The 16,017-nt window shown below is 67.7% G+C and carries 16 protein-coding genes and 1 pseudogene; 7 read left to right on the top strand and 10 right to left on the bottom strand.

The genetic code is table 11. The features are described from left to right. Positions 1–932, top strand: a pseudogene (locus L810_RS26580) (MMPL family transporter); the annotation flags it as partial. Next, entirely contained in the window at positions 925–1,884 is a 960-nt protein-coding gene (locus L810_RS26575; protein WP_042976302.1) for an MlaA family lipoprotein, read from the top strand. The pseudogene L810_RS26580 and the gene L810_RS26575, both read left to right, overlap by 8 nt. A 138-nt stretch (positions 1,885–2,022) precedes the next feature. On the opposite strand, the gene L810_RS26570 is transcribed toward L810_RS26575, so the two are convergent. The 5 genes from L810_RS26570 to L810_RS26550 all read right to left on the bottom strand — a co-directional run bounded on the left by L810_RS26570 (position 2,023) and on the right by L810_RS26550 (position 7,427). Beyond that, the gene (locus L810_RS26570) at positions 2,023–2,706 is read right to left on the bottom strand and encodes a phosphorylase (RefSeq protein WP_021161398.1); all 684 of its coding nucleotides are present in this window, start codon (positions 2,704–2,706) and stop codon (positions 2,023–2,025) included. A gap of 24 nt (positions 2,707–2,730) precedes the next feature. Beyond that, positions 2,731–4,704 (bottom strand): squalene--hopene cyclase, encoded by a 1,974-nt coding sequence (gene shc / locus L810_RS26565; RefSeq protein WP_021161397.1) that lies wholly within the window; start codon positions 4,702–4,704, stop codon positions 2,731–2,733. Positions 4,705–4,719: 15 nt separating this feature from the next. Then, positions 4,720–5,973, bottom strand: coding sequence for a hydroxysqualene dehydroxylase HpnE (hpnE, locus tag L810_RS26560; RefSeq protein ID WP_042976298.1), 1,254 nt, complete (start codon positions 5,971–5,973; stop codon positions 4,720–4,722). A 13-nt stretch (positions 5,974–5,986) separates the two neighbouring features. After that, positions 5,987–6,835 (bottom strand): presqualene diphosphate synthase HpnD, encoded by an 849-nt coding sequence (gene hpnD, locus L810_RS26555; RefSeq protein WP_021161395.1) that lies wholly within the window; start codon positions 6,833–6,835, stop codon positions 5,987–5,989. Positions 6,836–7,094: 259 nt separating this feature from the next. Next, entirely contained in the window at positions 7,095–7,427 is a 333-nt protein-coding gene (locus L810_RS26550; protein WP_021161394.1) for a hypothetical protein, read from the bottom strand. A gap of 175 nt (positions 7,428–7,602) precedes the next feature. Between L810_RS26550 and L810_RS26545 the strand changes: the two genes are divergently transcribed. Further along, complete coding sequence (locus L810_RS26545; protein ID WP_021161393.1) at positions 7,603–8,487, top strand: alpha/beta fold hydrolase; 885 nt, start codon at positions 7,603–7,605, stop codon at positions 8,485–8,487. 56 nt (positions 8,488–8,543) lie between these two features. Here the strand turns inward: L810_RS26545 and L810_RS26540 are convergent, their stop codons facing one another. From L810_RS26540 to L810_RS26530, 3 genes are read right to left on the bottom strand one after another with little or no spacing between them, the layout of a single operon-like run. Continuing rightward, positions 8,544–9,482: a GGDEF domain-containing protein gene (locus L810_RS26540; protein WP_021161392.1), complete on the bottom strand. Its 939-nt coding sequence runs from the start codon at positions 9,480–9,482 to the stop codon at positions 8,544–8,546. Further along, positions 9,479–10,105: a chemotaxis protein CheC gene (locus L810_RS26535; RefSeq protein WP_021161391.1), complete on the bottom strand. Its 627-nt coding sequence runs from the start codon at positions 10,103–10,105 to the stop codon at positions 9,479–9,481. Before L810_RS26535 ends, L810_RS26540 begins: the two co-directional genes overlap by 4 nt. Then, complete coding sequence (locus tag L810_RS26530) at positions 10,098–10,466, bottom strand: response regulator (protein ID WP_021161390.1); 369 nt, start codon at positions 10,464–10,466, stop codon at positions 10,098–10,100. Before L810_RS26530 ends, L810_RS26535 begins: the two co-directional genes overlap by 8 nt. 69 nt (positions 10,467–10,535) lie before the next feature. On the opposite strand from L810_RS26530, the gene L810_RS47515 reads away from it, so the two are divergent. Together L810_RS47515 and L810_RS26525 are read left to right on the top strand one after the other, a co-directional pair. Beyond that, a complete protein-coding gene (locus tag L810_RS47515) occupies positions 10,536–10,829 on the top strand; it encodes a hypothetical protein (RefSeq protein WP_021161389.1) in 294 nt (97 codons plus the stop codon). A 118-nt stretch (positions 10,830–10,947) separates the two neighbouring features. Then, a complete protein-coding gene (locus tag L810_RS26525; RefSeq protein ID WP_042976295.1) occupies positions 10,948–13,212 on the top strand; it encodes a hybrid sensor histidine kinase/response regulator in 2,265 nt (754 codons plus the stop codon). A 45-nt stretch (positions 13,213–13,257) separates the two neighbouring features. On the opposite strand, the gene L810_RS26520 is transcribed toward L810_RS26525, so the two are convergent. Continuing rightward, positions 13,258–13,812, bottom strand: coding sequence for an NADPH-dependent FMN reductase (locus L810_RS26520; RefSeq protein WP_011353625.1), 555 nt, complete (start codon positions 13,810–13,812; stop codon positions 13,258–13,260). Positions 13,813–14,177: 365 nt separating this feature from the next. Here L810_RS26520 and L810_RS26515 point away from each other — a divergent pair, with 365 nt between their 5' ends. Continuing rightward, the gene (locus L810_RS26515) at positions 14,178–14,777 is read left to right on the top strand and encodes an RNA polymerase factor sigma-70 (RefSeq protein WP_042976293.1); all 600 of its coding nucleotides are present in this window, start codon (positions 14,178–14,180) and stop codon (positions 14,775–14,777) included. Further along, on the top strand, positions 14,755–14,970 hold the full coding sequence (locus tag L810_RS26510; protein ID WP_042976290.1) for a zf-HC2 domain-containing protein: 216 nt from the start codon (positions 14,755–14,757) through the stop codon (positions 14,968–14,970). Before L810_RS26515 ends, L810_RS26510 begins: the two co-directional genes overlap by 23 nt. A gap of 126 nt (positions 14,971–15,096) precedes the next feature. Here L810_RS26510 and arsC read toward each other — a convergent pair whose 3' ends face one another. Further along, a complete protein-coding gene (gene arsC, locus L810_RS26505) occupies positions 15,097–15,456 on the bottom strand; it encodes an arsenate reductase (glutaredoxin) (protein ID WP_021161385.1) in 360 nt (119 codons plus the stop codon). Positions 15,457–16,017: the final 561 nt, after the last annotated feature.

The raw sequence follows: 16,017 nt of genomic DNA, 5'->3' as shown, positions 1-16,017 counted from the left end.
CCGCGCCGCCCGCGACCGACGCGCAGCGCGTCGCCGCGCTCAAGCGCGTGTCGGACCTGCTGAGCTACGCGGCCGAAGATCATCCGGGCCCGGGCGCGGCCGCCGCGCAGCACCTGTCGGCCTCGCTCGCGAAACTCGCCGCCGCGGACGCCGCGACGCGCGACCGCGCCGAGCGTGCGTTCTCCGACACGCTGCGCATCGCGCTCAACCAGCTCGCCTCGCTGCTGCAGCCGCAGGACATCACGCGCGAATCGCTGCCGCCGCAGCTCGTGCGCGACTGGGTCGCACCGGACGGCCATGCACTCGTGCAGATTTCGCCGAAGGTGCCGAAGGGCGTCGACCCGAACGACGACAACATGCTGCGCCGCTTCGCGAAGACCGTGAAGGCCGCGGAACCGGGCGCGACCGGCGGGCCGATCTCGATCCTGCATTCGGCCGACACGATCATCAACGCGTTCCTGCATGCGGCACTGTGGTCGATCATCTCGATCACGATCCTGCTGTGGGTCACGCTGCGCCGCTTCGGCGACGTGCTGCGCACGCTGGTGCCGCTGCTCGTGTCGGGCATCGTGACGCTCGAACTGTGCGTCGTGCTCGGCATGTCGCTCAACTTCGCGAACATCATCGCGCTGCCGCTGATGCTCGGCGTCGGCGTCGCGTTCAAGGTGTATTTCGTGATGGCGTGGCGCGGGGGGCAAACCGGGCTGCTGCATTCGAGCCTCACGCACGCCGTCCTGTTCAGCGCCGCGACGACGGCGACCGCATTCGGCAGCCTGTGGCTGTCGCACCATCCGGGCACGTCGAGCATGGGCAAGCTGCTCGCGCTGGCCCTGACCTGCACGCTGATCGGCGCCGTGGTGTTCCAGCCCGTCCTGATGGGCAAACCGCGCGTCAAACGCGCCAAGAACCAATCGCAAGGAATCAATGAATAAGGTGCGAATCATTGCGGCGACCGTTGCCGCCAGCGCAGTGCTGACCGGCTGCGCGACGGGACCGAACCGCAACCCCAACGACCCGCTCGAGCCGATGAACCGGGCGATGTACAAGTTCAACGACACCGTCGACACGAACATCGCCCAGCCGATCGCGAAGGGTTACCAGAAGGTCACGCCGACGCCCGTGCGCACCGCGATCAGCAACTTCTTCTCGAACCTCGGCGACCTCGGCAACATCGCGAACAACCTGCTGCAGTTGCGCATCACCGATGCGACGCAGGACTTGATGCGCGTCGCGATGAACTCGCTGTTCGGCGTCGCCGGCCTGATCGACATCGCGACGCCGGCCGGGCTGCCGAAGCATCACCAGGACTTCGGCCTGACGATGGCACGCTGGGGCGTGCCGTCGGGCCCGTACCTCGTGCTGCCCGTGTTCGGGCCGAGCACGTTCCGCGACGGCGTCGGCCGCGCGGTGGACGTGCGCTTCAACCTGCTCAACTACATCGAGCCGGCCGCGCGCAACCCGATGTACATCGCGCAGTTCATCAGCGCGCGGTCGGACCTGCTCGGCGCGACCGACCTGCTGAAGCAGGCCGCGCTCGATCCGTATTCGTTCGTGCGCGACGCATACCTGCAGCAGCGCAAGTCGCTGACGTACCGCAGCCAGTCGTCGGCGGCGACGCTGCCGACCTACAACGAACCGGGTGAATCGGGCGCCGTGCCGGCCGCGACGCCTGCCGTGCCGGGGTTGCCGAACTACGAGGATCCGGGCGAGTCGGGCGGTACACCGGGCGCGGCGCCGAACAATGCGCCGGCCGCGCCGGGGCTGCCGCAGTACGACGATCCGGGTGCGGAAGGTGCGATGCCGGCGAGCACGCCGGCTGCTGCGCCTGCCGCGGCATCGGCAACCGCGCCGGCAACGCCTGCGAGCAGTCCGGCCGCGCAGTAACGCTGCAACGGCCACCGCCGCAAGGAAAAAGAGCGCTGCAGTTCAAGTCTGCAGCGCTCTTTTTTTGTCCGCGATTTGTCCGCGATTCGTCGGCGAGAAACGGGAAGAGGAGGGAAAGAAAAAAGCGGCGAACGCCGCTCAGACGATCCGCATCGCGCCCGCACGCTCGAATGCGTGCCGCGCCTGGATCAGCGTCGTGCGCGCCGCGCGCGCGTCGCCGGCCACCTGCAGCAGCGGGCCGAGCTGCGACGGCTGTTTCAGCAGTTCACGCAGGATCGGCAGGATCGCCGTGCTGCCGTCGTCGCGCAGGCCGGCCGTCGCCGCGCTGGGCAACGTGCGCCACGCCGGATCGACGATCGCGCGGCACACCGCGAACGGCACACCGCGCGCCGCCGCGAAGGCCGCCGCGATATGCGACTCCATGTCGACGGCGAGCGCGCCCTTCGCGCGATGCAGCGCCGTCTTTTCCTGTTCGCCGACGACCGGTGCGCCCACGGCCGCGATCGTGCCGCGCGTGACGCGCGCCCACACCGGCGTGTCGTGCAGCGCGGCGACGAGCCGTGTGCTCCAGCGCGTATCGGTCTCGACGCGGCCGAACGGCCCGTCGATCGCGTTCGCGATCACGAGCGCGCCGGGCGCGAGGTCGGGCGCGAGCCCGCCCGCGGTGCCGAAGCTCACGATGCCCGCGCAACCGCGCGCGGTCGCCTCGGTCAGTGCGCGTTCGAGCCGGTCGGCGCGCGCGGCGAAGACCGCTTCGACGCCGTCGCCGCGCGCGATGCGCGCCTCGAACGCCATCCCCGTCACGGCGATGACGGGCAGCATGCCGGTGGATTGCGTCGCCACGCGTTACAGCCCGAACGTGACGCGCGTCGTGTTGTCGCGCTTCAGGTTGCGATAGCGCGCGAGCGCCCACAGCGGGAAGAACTTGCGATAGCCGTGGTAGCGCAGGTAGAACACGCGCGGGAAGCCCGTCGCCGTGAAGCGCGCCTCGTCCCACAGGCCTTCTTCGTTCTGGTTGGCGATCAGGTAGTCGACACCGCGCGCCACCGCCGGGTTGTTCACCTCGCCGGCCGCCATCAGGCCGAGCAGCGCCCAGGCCGTCTGCGACGCCGTGCTCGGCGCCTGTTCGAAGCCGCGATAGTTCAGCTTGTAGCTGTCGCCGTCCTCGCCCCAGCCGCCGTCCTTGTTCTGGATCGACAGCAGCCACTGCGCGCCGCGCTTCATCCGCGGATCGTCCGGCGTCAGGCCGGCCGCGTTCAGCGAGCACAGTGCCGTCCACGTGCCGTACACGTAGTTCATCCCCCAGCGGCCGTACCAGCTGCCGTCCGGTTCCTGCTCCTTGAGCATGTAGTCGAGCGCGCGGCGCGCCGGCTCGCTGTTCAGCGGCGTCTCGCCGAGCTGCGCCAGCATCGACAGGCAGCGGCCCGACACGTCGGCCGTCGGCGGATCGAGCAGCGCGCCGTGATCCGAGAACGGGATGTTGTTCAGGTAGTACTGCGTGTTTTCCGGTTCGAACGCGCCCCAGCCGCCGTCGCTGCTCTGCATCCCGACGACCCACTCGCGCGCGCGTGCGATCGAATCGCGATACGCGTCGTTCTGCCGGAGTTTCTGCGCGCGATCCATCGCCACCGCGACCACCGCCGTATCGTCGACGTCCGGGTAGTGCGCGTTCGCGTACTGGAAAGCCCAGCCGCCGGGCCGCACGTGCGGGCGGCGCGAGATCCAGTCGCCGCGCACGTCGAGGATCTGCAGCGGGCGCAGCCATTCGAGGCCGCGCAGCACGGCTTCCTCGGCCCGCGCGTCGCCCGTCTCGAGCAGCGCATGTGCGGCGAGCGACGTGTCCCACACCGGCGACAGGCACGGCTGGCAATACGCTTCGTCGTCGTGCACGACGAGCAGCTTCTCGATCGACTTGCGTGCGATCGCGCGGTTCGGATGATCTTCCGCGTAGCCGAGCACGTCGTACATCATCACCGCGTTGGCCATCGCCGGATAGATCGCGCCGAGGCCGTCCTCGCCGTTCAGGCGCTCGTCGACGAACGAAACGGCCTGGCGGATCGCGCGTTCGCGCGTGTAGTTCGGGAACAGGCCGTCAGCCGCGCGCAGCGCATGGTCGACCACGCGGAAGAACGCGAACCAGCCGGGGCTCTGGTGACCCTGGCGCGGCAGCAAGCCGGCGTTGACGGGCGGATCGATGAACAGCTCGTCGATGCGCACGCCGCGCGGGTTCTTCGCGAGCGGGCGCTTCGCGTTCAGCACGAGCAACGGCACGATCACGGTGCGCGCCCAGTACGACACCTTCGACAGGTGGAACGGGAACCACTGCGGCAGCAGCATGATCTCGACCGGCATCATCGGCACCGCGCGCCACGGAATCGCGCCGTACAGCGCGAGCTGGATGCGCGTGAACACGTTCGACATCTCGGCGCCGCCCATCGCGTGGATCGCGCGGCGCGCACGCTGCATGTGCTCGGCGTTCTCGTCGTCGCCGATCACCTTCAGCGCGAAATACGCCTTCACGCTCGCGCTGATGTTCGGCGCGCCGTCGGTGAACAGCGGCCAGCCGCCGTCGGCCTGCTGGATGCGGCGCAGATACTTGCCGATCTTCTGTTCGAGCTCGACGTTCGGCGTCTCGCCGAGATAGTGGACGAGCAGCACGTATTCGGCGGGAATCGTCGAATCGGCTTCGAGTTCGTAGACCCAGTGGCCGTCGGCGTTCTGCGCGGCCAGCAGCGCGTCGGTCGCACGCGCGACGGCCGCATCGACGCCGGCCGGCACGGTGCCGGCGGACAAGGTAGCCATTTCGGTGAGATCGTTCATCGGTCCCTCTGTTGCTTACTGTGTCTGGAGCACGTCCGCGGCCAGCTGGCCGGAGCGGATCGCGCCCTCGATCGTGGCGGGCAAGCCGGTGGCAATCCAGTCGCCCGCCAGCACGAGATTGGTCCAGCGCGTACGCACGGCCGGACGCTTCATTTCCTGCGACGGCACCGCCGCAAAGCCCGCGCGCGGCTCGACGACGAGCTGCCACGCGGGGATGGTTTCCGGGTTCGCGCCCGTCACGCGCGCGACGTCTTCCCAGATGCGCCGCGCAAGCGTGTCGCGCGGCGTGTCGAGCCAGCGGCCGGCGTCGCGGATCGTCGCCGCGAGCTGGCCGCCGCCGGTGCGCACCGCATCGACGACACCGTTCACGACCGCCGTCTGCAGCGGCGTGCCGGCCGGCGCCTCGATCGCGAAATACGCGGTCACGACCGCGCTGAACGTGTCGGGCGCGGTGAGCTCGGGCACGAGCGGCTGCGCGACCTCGGGCGGCACGGCCAGCACGACGGCGTCGCCCGGTGCGAGATCGATCCGCTCGCCGCCGACCGAGACCGCATCGACCGCATTGCCGTGCGCGCCGAATTCGAACGCGTCGAGCCGCGAGTTCAGCCGGATCTGCGCGCCGCCGTGCTGCAGCATCCGCAGCGCCGGCTCGACGAATGCGCTGCCGAGACCCTGGCGCGCGACGAGCGGACGGCAGCCGGGGCCGCCCGCGGCAAACGTGCCGCACAGCGCCGCACGCGCGAGTTCTGCGCTCGCGTGGCGCGGCTCGACGTTCAGCACACCGAGGAAATACGGCCGCAGCCAACGTTCCCACAGCATGCCGTCGCATCGCATCGTCTGTGCGAGTGAGCGACCCATGCGCGCGAACGCGAGCGGGGCGAGCGCGAGGTAGTCGAGCGGCGTCGTGCCCGGCGCACGCGATGCGGCATCGAACAGCCACGACGGCCAGCGCCCGTCGCCGAAGCGCAGCGTCCAGCGCTGCTGCGACGCGACGTCGACGACCGGGAATTCAGGCAGCGCGGGCCCCGCGAGCCGGTCGGCCGCGCCGATCGCGCGCAGGTAGCGCTGCGTCGCGGGCTGTCCCGCGAACACCGTGTGCAGCCCGCTGTCGAGCGTCGTGTTCAGCGTCCCGTCGAACCATGAGCGGCAGCGGCCGCCCGCATGCGCGTGCGCGTCATGGAGCACGATGCGCCGCCCGCGGCGTTGCAGCTCGACCGCGGCCGACAGGCCGGCAAGGCCGGCGCCGATCACGTGGACGGTCCTGGGCATCGACTCGGTCGACTCAGAACAGCGCGTAGCGCGCGGCGATCATCAGCATGCGCGCCTTCGGCTTGCGCAACGGCGCGCGCGGGAAGGCGAAGCCGCGTGCAACCGCGGCTTCGAGAATGCAGCGATACGCGCCCGACATGATGCGCGGCGCCTTCACCTGCGCACGCGGGCACGTATCCATCACCGCATCCGCCTGGCGGAAATGCTCGAGCGCGCGCTCGACGAGCGTCGCGCACACGCGCGGCAGCGCCGGATCGCGCACGATCGTCGCCGGGCCGGTAATCGCGATGCCTTCGCGCGCGAGCAGCTCGCGCGGCAGGTAGCAGCGGTTGATCGCCGCATCGTCGTCGATGTCGCGCAGGATGTTGGTCAGTTGCAGCGCGCGGCCGAGGTGATGCGACAGCTTGATCCCTTCGGCTTCAGGCATCCCGAAAATCCTCACCGACAGCCGGCCGGCCGCGCTCGCCACGCGATCGCAGAAGAGGTCGAGCGTCGGCTCGTCGGGCGCGCAGATGTCTTCGACCGCATCCATCGCCATCCCGTCGATCATCGCGTGGAAGTCGTCGCGCTGCAGGTTGAAGGCACGGATCTCGCGGTCGAGCGCGGCCAGGTGGCGCGGCGGGCGGCCGGCGTAGCATGCGTCGATGTCGGCGCGCCAGCGATCGAGGCCCGCATTGCGCTCGGCGCGCGGCAGGTCGCTGTCGGCGATGTCGTCGACCGCGCGGCAAAACGCATAGACCTGGAACATCGCATCGCGCTGCACGGCCGGCAGGATGCGCATCGCAAGATAGAAAGAACTGCCCGATGTGACGGCAGCGGCGTCGGTTTCTTGTTCGTCCACGACGGAATTGGAAACGGCCAAGACAAGCTCCACGGAGACACCCACGCGGGGCGATTGAAGAAGCCATGCCCGGCTGGGATGGTCAGGGCGTCAAATGCGTGCGAGATATGCGAACGATCGACGCAGACAGGCACAAATTACCGGCCGGAAGCCGGAATTGGGCGAAAGTATAGCAATCTTTGAAGTTCGATGGCGGACACTCGCCGCATGCGGCGGCATGCCGGAGGCCGTTGACCGGCAAGGGCGCCCGGCCCGGGCAGGAAGCGGCGCCGGCGCTGCGTCAGCCGTAGACGATGTCGCGCTGCAGGTCGAGCGCAATGAGCCCCATTTCACGGGTGAGCTGCAACATCGAGCGGCGTTCGAGGCGCGAGCCCATGAAGCTCGTCACGTGGCCGTCGGGCTCCGCGGTGAACTGGAACACGGCGCCGCCCGTGCCGAACCACGCACCCGGCACGTCGGGCGATTCCTGCCAGTCGATCTGCCCGAACACGCGTGCGATGCCCGCGCGTATCAGGTCGCCCGGACCGATCGGCGGCGCGATGTCGCCCAGGTCGTCGAGCGAATAGGGGCCGGGTTTGTTCGGCTTCCGATAGAAGAGATAGTCGACGTTCATGGGGCGCAATCGCAGGCAAAGCAACAAATTAGCGCGCTTCGGGATAAATTCATATCGGATACGGACGAAATGTGGCCTGTACGAGACAAGAGGGACAGATCGAAGGTGGCCCATCTGGGTGCGCGCGGGTTCGTCTAAGATGACACCTTTCTCAAAATCTGAAGACCCGGACACCATGGAGACGAACGCAAGCGCCACCCCGCAGTCCGATCATCCCGTTTTCGTGCTCGTGCACGGCGCCTGGCACGGCGCGTGGTGCTATGCGCACGTTGCGGCCGCGCTGGCAGAGCGCGGCCACCTGTCGATCGCGCGCGACCTGCCCGCGCACGGCATCAACGCCCGCTTTCCGGTTTCCTACTTCACCCGCCCGCTCGACAAGGATGCGTTCGGCGCCGAGCCGTCGCCGGTCGCGAACACGACGCTCGACGATTACGCGACGCAGGTCATGCAGGCGGTCGACGACGCGTACGCGCTCGGCCGCGGCAAGGTCGTGCTCGTCGGGCACAGCATGGGCGGCCTCGCGATCACGGCGGCTGCCGAACGCGCGCCCGAGAAAATCGCGAAGATCGTCTATCTCGCGGCCTTCATGCCCGCGTCGGGCGTGCCGGGCCTCGACTACGTGCGCGCGCCCGAGAACAAGGGTGAGATGCTCGGCCCGCTGATGCTGGCGAGCCCGCGCGTCGCCGGTGCGCTGCGCATCGATCCGCGCAGCGGTGACGCCGCGTATCGCGAGCTCGCGAAGCGCGCGCTGTACGACGACGTGCCGCAAGCCGACTTCGAAGCCGTCGCGAACCTGATGACCTGCGACGTGCCGGCCGCGCCGTTCGCGACCGCGATCCCGACGACGGCCACGCGCTGGGGCGCGATCGACCGCCACTACATCAAGTGCCTGCAGGATCGCGTGATCCTGCCCGCGCTGCAGCAGCGCTTCATCGACGAAGCCGACGCGTTCGCGCCCGGCAACCCGACCCACGTGCACCAGCTGGACAGCAGCCATTCGCCGTTCATGTCGCAGCCGGCCGTCCTGGCCGGCGTGCTGGCCGACATCGCGAAAAGCTGAGCACGGCACGCGCGGGGCGCATCCGCTGCGCGCGCAGCAGGGCAGTGCGGGTGCGCCTACGCGTAGGCCACCGAGCGGTCGCGCCCGAGGCGCTTCGCGCGATAAAGCGCGGCGTCGGCCTCGTTGACGAGCACGTCGCAAGTGGCCGCGCCCGCCTTTGCACACGCGCCGCCGACACTCGCCGTCACCGGCACGCTGACGCCCTCGGCATCGACCGGCACGCTGCCGATCGCATCGCGCACCTTGTCGGCCACGAGCATCGCCTCGTCGAGATTCGTGCACGGCAGCAGCAGCGCGAATTCCTCGCCGCCGAAGCGGCCGAACGTATCCTGCGCGCGCACGATCGACGCGACGCGGCGCGCCGTCTCGCGCAGCACGGCGTCGCCGGCCGCGTGCCCGAAACGGTCGTTGATCGTCTTGAAGTGGTCGAGGTCGAACAGCAGCACCGACATGTCGCCGCCGTAGCGCTGCCAGCGCGCGAATTCGTCGCCGAGCCGCGCCTCGAAGAAGCGCCGGTTCGCGATGCCGGTCAGGCCGTCTCGATTCGCGTGTTCGCGCAGCTTCGCGACCGCTTCCTCGCGCTCACGCTGCATCACGCTCACGTGCGTGACGTCCGAGATCGTCACGCACACGGCTTCGACGTCGCGGCCGCGCGTGAGCGGCATGAACGTGCAGTCCTGCTGCATGTAGTCGACGCCGCCCGTGATCGGCCGGTCGTGCTCGAAGCGGAACAGGTAGGGCCGCTGCTCCCACGAACTGAACGCGAAGCTGCCGAGCTGGAACACGCTCTCGAGCTTGCGCGACAGCCACGCGCGCGGCAGGTCGGGAAAACAGTCGAACAGGTTGCGGCCGATCACGTCGGCGGCCGGGATGCCGCTGTGGTCCTGCATGAAGCGATTCCACATCAGCACGGTCATCGCGCGGTCGAGCACGAACAGGCCGAAGCCCACCCGCTCGATCACGAGATCGCTCAGCGACGGGGCAGCGGCCGTCATAGCGCGGACAGCAACGCGTCGAGCGCGTCGCCCATCAGCCGGATCGAATCCTCGGCCATCAGCATCACGAAGTGAGCCCGGAACGCGTGGTCCTCGAGCCCGAAGTTCACCTCGAGCAGCAATGCCACGCTCCATGCCAGCTCGGTCGGCTGGAAGACGTCGTCGAACGACACGTTCGCGCCGAGCAGCCCCGGCGGAAAGAACACGGGCTTGCGCCCGAGCTCGTCGAGGATCGATGCGACGCAGGCGCCCATCAGCACGTTCGCGACGTCGAACACGACTTCGTCGGGTGTCGCCATCCCGCCGTACACGCCTTCGCCGAACGTGCGATCGACGACCGACATGAGCCGCGCGATGCTCGCGGTACGGCACAGCACGATTGCCTCGCCCTTGATGTCGGAACGGAAGCCCTGGCGCACGGCGGTCACGTTGTCGTAGATGCCCGTCATCTCGCGCAGCGCATCGCCCGCGTCGGTCGCTTTCACGACCCGCACGCGCGGCACCGACAGTTCGATGAAGCGCCCGAGCAACAACGCGAGCCGTGCGGCGGCACGGCCCATTGCGAGGTTGGCGATCTCCTGCAACGCGTCGCGTTGCTCCGCCGTGAACACCGAGTCAGGCATACAACCCATACTCCTTGAGAATGGGCAGCAATGCCTCCGACGTCACGGGCTTGGCAACGAATGCGATCGCGCCCAATTCGCGCACGCGTGCTTGCGCCTGCGGCTGGATATCGGCGGATACCACGATCACGAACGTGTTCAGATCTTCGTGGCGCAGTGTCTCCAGCACCTGATATCCGCTCATGTCGGGCATCGTCAGGTCCAGAAACATTACGGAAGCTTTGCCGTCACGATACAGCGCCAAGGCCTCTCGACCATTCGCGGCATACGCGACATCGACGTCCCAGCCTCCCGGCAGCGCCTTTGTCAGAAGTTTGCGAGCGAGCAGCGAATCGTCGGCAATTACAATCGGCAAAGGCATGGGGCGATGCGGTATACGGAATGGTCTCTCTCGCGTTAACGACCGCGCGGCGCACTTCTTGAGGCGCCAATGCGTTCGGGCGCGGGCAGCCGCCTTGCAACCGCGCGCGGGCGCCGCAACGCGGGCGCGCGCGACGCGCCGCGCGGCGAATGCCGGCAGGCGCAGATATCTGTCATAGGGAAAGCAAGGCGCGATTCTCGGAGTAAACCGGAGGCGATGCAACTCGCCATATTCACCATTTCGGACAGAATTGGTCCGAACATGCGCCATTCCGAAAACAGCCGCGACCATTTTCGAGATAAGCACGCAAAATTTTTCCTTGTGTACGTTTGCGCTGCCGGATTCGTCGCGTTTTCAATCTGACAATTTCCGCCTGTCGGAATCGACAGGATTACTGGCGTCCGGGTGCATCCGGGGCTGTACGGCGGGCCGTCGCAACTCGTTTATGATGGCAGGCACCTTCGCCTCACCCGCTTCCTCGATGACGTCCGACCGGCCCGCCGATTCCCACGCTCCCGCCTCCCCGCCCGCCGACGACTGGCAGGACGACGGCAACTATGCGTCCGGTGCGCCCGAGCACGATTTCGCGGTGCGGCGCGTGACGCTGATCGTGCTGCTCGTCGCGGCGATCGTGCTGCCCTGCATCTACGTCGTGGTGATGGCGTACAACGACCTGAAGACGCGCGAGGCCGCCGCGAGCGACGTGACGATGCGCACCGTGCGGGTTGCCGAGGAGCACGCGCTCAAGGTGTTCGACCTGAGCGAGACGCTCGATGCGCGCATCGTCGATCTCGTGCAGGACATGGACGACGCGACCGTGCGCAACAGGGAGTCCGACATCCACGAAGCGCTGAACACGATCGGCGGCGGCTATCCGCAGGTGGCGGCCGTGTCGATCTTCGGCGCGAGCGGGATGCTGCTCGCGAACAGCCTCTACTATCCGGCGCCCTATGCGTCGATCGCGAACCGCGACGATTTCGCCGGCATTCGCGACGGCAAGGTGATCGAACACATCTCGCGGCTGATGATGGGGCCGCTCAAGCTCGAGAACATTCCCGTGTTCAACACGGGCGTCGCGCGTCGCCATAGCGACGGTTCGTTCGCCGGGATGGTGTCGATCGCGCTGAAGTCGTCGTATTTCAACGCGTTCTACCGCGACCTGCTCGGCGGTGCGAGCACGCCGATGACGATGGCGCTCGCGCGCTCGGACGGCGCGGTGATCGCGTCGTATCCGCCGCCGCCGGCATTCGCGCATACCGATCGCGCCGCCACGTTCGGCGACGCGCGCAACGATCCGCGCGCCGGCGTCGTGCGGGTGCGCCACGACGGTGGGAGCAGCGAGATCGTCGCGTATCGCCAGGTCGGCAGTTATCCCGTCTACGTGACGTGCTCGTATCGCACGTCGGCGATCTGGCGTGAATGGTACGAACACCTGAGCGTGCTGTTCCTCTCGATGTTCGCGCCGTCGGTCGCGCTGTGGTCGGTGATCTGGCTGTCGCTCAAGCGGCTGAAGGCGGAAGAGGAGGCGTGGGATCGCTGGCAGGCCGAAGCGTCGATGCGACGTTCGATCGAATCGGCGTACCGGCAGTCGCGCAAGATGCAGGCGCTCGGTAATCTCGTCGGCAGCGTCGCGCACGATTTCAACAACCTGCTGATGATCATCTCGAGCAACGTGCAGATCGTGCGGCGGCGCGGGGTCCAGCATCTCGACAAGGAACTCGGCGCGATCGAACGCGCGCTGAAGAACGGGCAATCGCTCACGCGCCAGCTCCTCGGTGTCGCACGCAAGCAGCCGCTGCACAACGAGACGATCGACGTCGGGCAATGGGTCGGCACATGCCGCGAACTGCTGAAGACGTCGCTCGGTTCGAAATCGTCGCTGGTCGTCGCGATCGAGCCTGGTGTGTGGCCGATCCGCGTCGACGTCGCGGAGCTCGAACTCGCGGTGATCAACCTCGCGGTCAACGCGCGCGACGCGATGGCGGCCGGCGGCCGCTTCACGGTCGGCGCGCGCAACGTGACGCTGCGTCGCGAGGACGGCTTTCCGCTGACCGGCGATTTCGTGCAGATCTCGCTCGACGATACGGGTTCGGGCATGGCGCCCGACGTGCTCGCCCGCGCGTTCGAGCCGCTGTTCACGACGAAGGCTCAGGGGATGGGGACGGGGCTCGGCCTGCCGCAGGTATTCGCGTTCTGCGAACGCTCGGGTGGCCTCGCGACGATCGACAGCGCGGTCGGCGCAGGCACGTCGGTGCGCCTCTACCTGCCGCGCGCGCGCGCCGAGGATGTCGTCGCACGGCCGCCGGCAGTCGCGCACGACGCGGGCACGGGCACGGGCGCGCTCGCCGGCCTGCACGTGCTGCTCGTCGAGGACAACAGCGAAGTCGCGGCCGGCACCGAAGCGCTGCTGTCGCTGCTCGGGCACCGCGTGACCTACGCGCCCACCGCCGACGACGCGTTGCACCTGATCGAAGGCGCCGCTGCGAACGACGCGTTCGACCTCGTGATCTCGGATATCCACATGCCGGGCCGCCTGAATGGCATCGACCTCGCCGAAGCAGTCGAGAAGCGGCCGGAGAAGCTGCCCGTGATTCTCGTCACGGGTTACGCGGAGGAACTCGACCGCACGCGCACCGTCAACGTCCGCGTGCTGTCGAAGCCGTTCGACATCGCGCTGCTCGACGAGATCCTGCTGGGCATCCGCGAAGCGCGCGACGCACGGCACGCGCGGCACACCGGCACATGACCCGCTACGCGCGGGCCGGCGCCGGCGGCATGAACGGGGCGACGCTCAGGCCGACTTCAGCAAGCGCACCCAGCCCGTGTAGCGATCGACGAAACCCTGCAGGAACTTGCGGGTGTCTTCGCTGACGATCTGGCCCTGATCGTCGATGCGTGCCGGATCGTGCTTGATGAACATCTCGGGCTGCCCGAGCGTCTTCACGTCGAGGTACGCGAGCACGTTGCGCAGGTGCTGCTGCGCGAGCGCGGTACCCGTCGCACCCGGCGACGTGCCGAGCACCGCACCCGGCTTGCCCGACCACGAATTGGAACCCCACGGGCGCGAGCCCCAGTCGAGCGCATTCTTCAGCACGCCCGGAATCGAGCGGTTGTACTCGGGCGTGAAGAACAGCAGCGCATCGGCGGCTTCGATCGACTGCTTGAAGCGCTTCGCGACTTCCGGGAAATCCGCGTCGTAGTCCTGGCTGTACAGCGGCAGTTCGCCGATCTCGACGAACTCGAACGAGAAATCGGCGGGGGCGAGCGAGATCACGGCGTGCGCGAGCGCGCGGTTCCACGAAGCGCGACGCAGGCTGCCGACGACCACGGCGATGCGATAGGACATGACATTCTCCTTCCGGTGAGTGAGGAATCGGATCGATTGCTTCCGAACGAGCGACAAAGGTCTGTTTATAGGCAAGCCAGCCCGCGAACCGCCCCACGGGGCCGCCCGGCCGACTTTCCACAAGGTTTTCCACAGAAATTGTGGATAACTTGGCCGTTATGATCGGACGTTACACATTGCCCGCCGCGTGTCGAAGTCGACACACGACACAGGGTTCGGCAAGCATAGCGCAGCGCGTCGACCGGTTTCGTGAATTCGCGACGGAACATGCATTGCAGGCGGGCACCGCGCCCAGTAAGCTGCTCGCACCGCGACGCGCCCGCTCGGTGGCGCACGCGATTGCCTCGAGACACCGCAACCCAGACATGCCGTCCGAATACGACGATCCCGCCTATCTCGCGCAACTGCGGCGCGACCTGCTGCGCTTCGCGCGACTCCAGCTCCGCGATGCCGACGCGGCCGAAGACGCCGTGCAGGAAGCGCTCGCCGCCGCGTGGTCGCACGCGGGCGATTTCGCCGGGCTGTCGGCCCACAAGACCTGGGTGTTCGGCATCCTGCGCAACAAGCTGATCGACGTGCTGCGCGCGCGGCAGCGCACCGTGAGCTTGTCGGCGCTCGATGCCGAGCTCGACGGCGAATCGGTGCTCGATCGCGAGCTGTTCAAGGAAAACGGGCACTGGGCCGCGCATGCGAAGCCGCGACCGTGGCCGCGCCCGGAAACGCTGTTGCAGCAGCAGCAGTTCTGGACGCTGTTCCAGACCTGCCTCGACCACCTGCCGGAGCAGATCGGGCGCGTGTTCATGATGCGCGAATTCCTCGACGTCGAGATCACGGACATCTGCAGCGAATTGACGCTGACGACGAATCATTGCAGCGTGCTGCTGTATCGGGCGCGCACGCGCCTGCGAACCTGCCTCAGTGAAAAAGGACTGACGACCGAAGATGCTGCCGGGGAAATGTACTGACGTGACGCGACTGCTGTCGGATGCGCTCGACCGGCATCTGACCCTGCATGAGCGCCTGCAGGTGCGTGTACACCTGCCGACCTGCAGTGGCTGCAGGGCCTATCGCGGTCAGATCGCGCTGCTGCGGACGGCCGCGAAAGCGGCGGCGGGGCGGGGGCCGGACGACGACGATGGGTCGTCCGGGGAAGCCTAGGGGCGGCTCGCCTGGCTGCGATCGCCCGGGTGGTGGTCGCATGGTGCCAGGCGATCGTGTCGGCTTCGAATGCCGATGTTTGGTTGCGCCGGGCCGATGCAATCAGAAAAATACGGCGGGCAAGAATTATTCGAACAGCGCCCGCACCGATTCGGGCGGCCGGCCGATGGCGGCCTTGCCCCGATAAACGACGATGGGCCGCTGCAGCAAAATCGGATGAGCGGCAATCGCCGCGTAGGCTTGTGCGTCGGTCAGATCGGCGCGGGCCAGATTCAGCGTCTTGTACGGTTCCTCACCGTCGCGCAGCATGTCGCGAACCGGGCGGCCAAGTTGCCGATGCAGTGCTTCCAGTTCCTCTACCGTCGGTGGCGTCTTCAGGTACTCGACGACATTCAGGGGCGCACCGGTGGTATTCAGCGACTCGATCAAAGCAAGCGTCTCGCGCGACTTCGAGCATCGGGGGTTGTGGTAGATCGTGATCATCATTCAAGCCTGGAGGGTAGAGCCCCGTATTGTAGCCAGTCTGTATCGGGTGTCCGGGCGGGGAGGTTGGCGCGGGATCGCGGGATCTCGAGTGGATTCGCTGCTTCGCAGAGGCAGGTGGATGAGGCAGTGCGACAGGCCACGAGAGGGGAGTGCTGTTCGGGATGTGCTTCACGGCGTTGCGTTGATGTGTTTATGCGCATAAAGGTGAGCAGCTTTCTTTCTGTCACGGGATGACGGATCGAGGTGCCGTACGCCGGATCAATACGATGGGCGTTTCTGACCGGAAAGGAGGAGGGGCGGTTGCGTCGCACACCGGTTGGTTTATGCGCATAAAGCGCGTGATTGCCGGGTGAGGCACCTCTCGATTCGCGGCGCGGTAGCTGTGGAAACGTCCTCACGTGGATGAGAGTGCTACGTCGACACGCCCGCTGGTCAATCGCCGCGCACTGGATTCCGGAGCAGTCGGGACGTGATCCTTCGCCGCTTGCCGCTTGCCGCTTGCCGCTTGCCGCTTGCCGCTTGCCGCTTGCCGCTTGCCGCTTGCCGCTTGCCGCTTGCCGC

The sequence above is a fragment of the Burkholderia sp. AU4i genome (assembly GCF_000466765.1).
Lineage (GTDB): Bacteria > Pseudomonadota > Gammaproteobacteria > Burkholderiales > Burkholderiaceae > Burkholderia > Burkholderia cepacia.
The sequence above is the reverse complement of the archived record's forward strand: the minus strand, read 5'-3'. Positions and strand labels throughout refer to the sequence as shown.

What these genes read in the sequence shown, in the direction of transcription:
- L810_RS26550 (WP_021161394.1), bottom strand. Translation starts at nt 7,427, where the DNA reads ATGAACGTCGACTATCTCTTCTATCGGAAGCCGAACAAACCCGGCCCC.
- L810_RS26510 (WP_042976290.1), top strand. Translation starts at nt 14,755, where the DNA reads ATGCTGCCGGGGAAATGTACTGACGTGACGCGACTGCTGTCGGATGCG.
- L810_RS26520 (WP_011353625.1), bottom strand. Translation starts at nt 13,812, where the DNA reads ATGTCCTATCGCATCGCCGTGGTCGTCGGCAGCCTGCGTCGCGCTTCG.
- L810_RS26525 (WP_042976295.1), top strand. Translation starts at nt 10,948, where the DNA reads ATGACGTCCGACCGGCCCGCCGATTCCCACGCTCCCGCCTCCCCGCCC.
- L810_RS26530 (WP_021161390.1), bottom strand. Translation starts at nt 10,466, where the DNA reads ATGCCTTTGCCGATTGTAATTGCCGACGATTCGCTGCTCGCTCGCAAA.
- L810_RS26575 (WP_042976302.1), top strand. Translation starts at nt 925, where the DNA reads ATGAATAAGGTGCGAATCATTGCGGCGACCGTTGCCGCCAGCGCAGTG.
- L810_RS26545 (WP_021161393.1), top strand. Translation starts at nt 7,603, where the DNA reads ATGGAGACGAACGCAAGCGCCACCCCGCAGTCCGATCATCCCGTTTTC.
- L810_RS26570 (WP_021161398.1), bottom strand. Translation starts at nt 2,706, where the DNA reads ATGCTGCCCGTCATCGCCGTGACGGGGATGGCGTTCGAGGCGCGCATC.
- L810_RS26535 (WP_021161391.1), bottom strand. Translation starts at nt 10,105, where the DNA reads ATGCCTGACTCGGTGTTCACGGCGGAGCAACGCGACGCGTTGCAGGAG.
- L810_RS47515 (WP_021161389.1), top strand. Translation starts at nt 10,536, where the DNA reads ATGCGTTCGGGCGCGGGCAGCCGCCTTGCAACCGCGCGCGGGCGCCGC.
- L810_RS26515 (WP_042976293.1), top strand. Translation starts at nt 14,178, where the DNA reads ATGCCGTCCGAATACGACGATCCCGCCTATCTCGCGCAACTGCGGCGC.
- shc (WP_021161397.1), bottom strand. Translation starts at nt 4,704, where the DNA reads ATGAACGATCTCACCGAAATGGCTACCTTGTCCGCCGGCACCGTGCCG.
- arsC (WP_021161385.1), bottom strand. Translation starts at nt 15,456, where the DNA reads ATGATGATCACGATCTACCACAACCCCCGATGCTCGAAGTCGCGCGAG.
- hpnE (WP_042976298.1), bottom strand. Translation starts at nt 5,973, where the DNA reads ATGCCCAGGACCGTCCACGTGATCGGCGCCGGCCTTGCCGGCCTGTCG.
- L810_RS26540 (WP_021161392.1), bottom strand. Translation starts at nt 9,482, where the DNA reads ATGACGGCCGCTGCCCCGTCGCTGAGCGATCTCGTGATCGAGCGGGTG.